The sequence below is a fragment of the Lamprobacter modestohalophilus genome (assembly GCF_016583905.1).
Taxonomy (GTDB): Bacteria; Pseudomonadota; Gammaproteobacteria; order Chromatiales; family Chromatiaceae; genus Lamprobacter; species Lamprobacter modestohalophilus.
This window is the reverse complement of sequence record NZ_NRRY01000120.1, coordinates 1-3,153: the sequence shown is the minus strand read 5'-3', so window position 1 is coordinate 3,153 and position 3,153 is coordinate 1. Positions and strand designations below refer to the sequence as shown.

Annotated in this window: 3 protein-coding genes; 2 read left to right on the top strand and 1 reads right to left on the bottom strand. The window is 64.7% G+C overall.

The annotated features are described in order from the left end of the window. The coding region (locus CKO42_RS26050) for a potassium channel family protein (RefSeq protein ID WP_207148835.1) at positions 1-722 on the top strand (722 nt) is incomplete at its 5' end. Positions 723-766: 44 nt separating this feature from the next. Then, complete coding sequence (locus CKO42_RS26045; RefSeq protein ID WP_200252123.1) at positions 767-2,107, top strand: TrkH family potassium uptake protein; 1,341 nt, start codon at positions 767-769, stop codon at positions 2,105-2,107. Positions 2,108-2,224: 117 nt separating this feature from the next. Here the strand turns inward: CKO42_RS26045 and CKO42_RS26040 are convergent. After that, a partial coding sequence (locus CKO42_RS26040) for a glycoside hydrolase 100 family protein (protein ID WP_200252120.1) occupies positions 2,225-3,153 on the bottom strand: 929 nt, incomplete at its 5' end.

Here is a 3,153-nt window from a genome sequence, read left to right as displayed (position 1 = left end):
GGCGCCCAAGGACTAGAATCGCCGCCATTCTTGGAATCACGACCCGCATAGCCACGATGTCAACACAACAAAAGCGCAGCTTCGCGGTGATCGGCCTTGGCACCTTCGGCACCACGGTCGCCTCTGAGCTTGCGCGGTTCAATAATCACGTGCTGGGGATCGACATCCTGGAGCGAAACGTGGCCAACGTCGCCGAGACGCTGGCCGAGGCGTTGATCGCCGACGGGCGTGATGAACAGGCCCTGCGCGAGGCTGGCGTGGGTAATTACGACGTGGCGGTGGTGGCCATCGGCGAGGAACTGGAAGCCAACATCCTCTGCACCATGAACGTCAAGATGCTCGGTGTGCCCACTGTCTGGGTCAAGGCGATCAGCCGCACCCATCACCGCATCCTCAGCAAGTTGGGCGCCGATCGCGTGATCCAGCCCGAGCAGGAGATCGGCCGCCACATCGCGCAGATGCTGCACAACCCACTGGTGCGCGATTATGTCAGCCTTGGTAACGGCTTCCATGTGGTGGATTTTCGCGTGCCCGATGGGCTTGCCGGGAAACGGATCGATGCGCTGGGCTTGAGCGATGCGTTCGAGGTGCGCGTCCTCGGCCTGATGCGTGGCACGGAGTTCATTTCCTGCAAGCGCACGGAGGAGGAGCTGCAAGCTGACGACAAACTGCTGCTGCTGGGGCGCCGCGAGGACATGCGTCGCCTCGGTGACAGCCTCTGATCGGTGCGCCCACCGGCTCTCTGACAAGCGTTCTGATTCGGCCCATGCGCCTGAAATGGCTCCGCAAGGGCGGGAGGCTCCAGATTCCGCCACCCGCCATCCTCGCCTTGCTCTATGCGACGCTGATCGCCGTCGGAGCCGGGCTATTGAAACTGCCGATCGCCACCCCGGCGCCGATCTCCTGGTCCGACGCGTTCTTTACCGCCACCTCGGCAGTCACCGTCACCGGCCTGGTGGTGATCGATACCGGCAGCCAGCTCACGCTGTTCGGACAGGCCGTGGTCATGGTGCTGATCCAGCTCGGCGGGCTGGGGCTGATGACCTTCGCGGTGCTGGTGCTGACCATGCTTGGCCTGCCGCTGAGCATCTCCCACCGCATCTACCTGCGCGACGACCTCAACCAGACCTCGATCACCGACCTGCTAGCGCTGGTGCGCGGCATCATCCAAGTGGTGTTGGCCTGCGAGCTGCTCGGCGTGGCGCTGCTGGCCATCGTCTTCGTGCCCGAGTTCGGTTGGGCCAACGGGCTCTGGCAGGCACTGTTTCACACCGTCTCGGCCTTCAACAACGCCGGCTTCGCGCTGTTCCCGGATAGCCTGTCGCGCTGGGTCGCTGATCCGATCATCAACCTGGTGATTCCGGCGCTGTTCATCTTCGGCGGCCTCGGCTTCGTCGTCGTCACCGAGCTTTACGGCAAGCGCAGCTGGCGCCGTTTTTCGCTGCACACCAAGCTGATGATCGTCGGCACGCTGGGCCTGATCCTCTGGTCGGTGCTGCTCTTCGCCGTGCTGGAATGGACCAATCCGGCAACGCTGGGTGGTCTCGATGGCATCGGCGAGCGGCTCTGGGCCAGCTGGTTCCAGGGGGTGACGACGCGCACCGCTGGGTTCAACACGGTCGATATCGGTGGCCTTTATGACAGCACGGCGATGATGTTCATGTCGCTGATGGTGATCGGCGGCGGCAGCACATCGACGGCGGGCGGCATCAAGGTGACTAGCTTCATCGTGCTGCTGCTGGCCACCCTGGCCTTTTTCAAACGCCGCTCACAGCTTCACGTCTTTGGGCGCAGTCTGGGGGCTGAGGAGGTCATGAAGGTCCTGGCGCTGGCCATGGTGAGCCTGATGACAGTGCTGGTCGCTATCTTCCTGATCATGCTGACCTATGAGGGCGATTTCCTCGACGCCGCCTTCGAGGTCACCTCCGCGTTCGGCACGGTCGGTCTCTCGCGTGGCACCACGGGCGCGCTGGACGAGCTGGGACGGACGGTGATCATCGCGGTGATGTTCATCGGGCGCGTCGGCCCGCTGACGCTCGGCTTCTTCCTCGCCACGCGGGCCAAGGCTCGGGTCGCCTATCCGGCGAGCAAGGTATTTCTGGGATGAGCCCATCCCGCTCGCGCCGAACGCCCGCCTGCTGGTCCCTATGCTGGAGCCCAAGGACGAGGATGGACTGACCCACTGCGGGCAACGGGTGCCAGTGCTTGCCTGAGACGCAACCGTTCAGACCGGAGCCGCGCAGCTAGCACCCTCCACCGAGCGGCCCAAGTGCAGCAGCTCGATGCGCTCGGGGCGCTCCAGCAATTGGCAGGCGACCAGATAGCCGGCGGCGCTCCAGGTCTGGCGCCGGCGTGCCTGCTGACCGACCAGGCGGCCACGACGGCCGTCGTAGTACTCAGGCCAGTCGTCTTGGACGAGGCGCCGCTCGGCATCGCTCAGCGCACGCTCGACCAGCTCATCGGCACCGGTGCGCAGACCGACCAGGGCCAGCAGCCACAGCAGCACCGGCCAGTTGCCGCCATTGTGGTAGGACCAAGGCCGATTTTTCGGGTCGCAGCCGGTGAGGAGGCGCCAGTCCTGGCCTTCCAGCGCCGGGAAGCAGAGCTTGAGCGGCATCTGGCCGATCAGATCGTCATAGCGCTGCGCGATCAGCTGCATCAGCGCAGCGGTCTGCGCCTCGGTCGCCAGCCCAGCCGCGCAGGCGAGCAGGTTACCCTGAGCGAAATAGCGATAGTCGAGCCGGCCGGGGCCGACGTTGCCGAGCAGATAGCCGCCGGTCTCCGGCAGCCAGTCCATGAGCCAGTCGGGGATGGCGTCAGGATGGATATTGAATTTGTTGACCGCGGCCGGTCCGTATTCATCGATGCCGTAGCGGTAGATCTGGTTCAGCCGCTCGAGGTCGAGCCAATAGTAGGTGCGCACGTGATGGGCCAGGTGCGGCAGGCGCTCGTGCAGGGCATCGCGATAACGCGCGTTCGCCGGCTCATCGGCATCGAGCAGATCGGAGGCGGCACAGAGCGCGGCGAAGAACTGCGCCTGGATATCGATCGGGTAGCCATAGACGCCCATGCGCCGGTCGATCATGAAGGAGCCGTCCGGCACCAGCATGGTCGGGAACATGTCGAAGCGGCTGGTCATGCTCAGATCGAGCA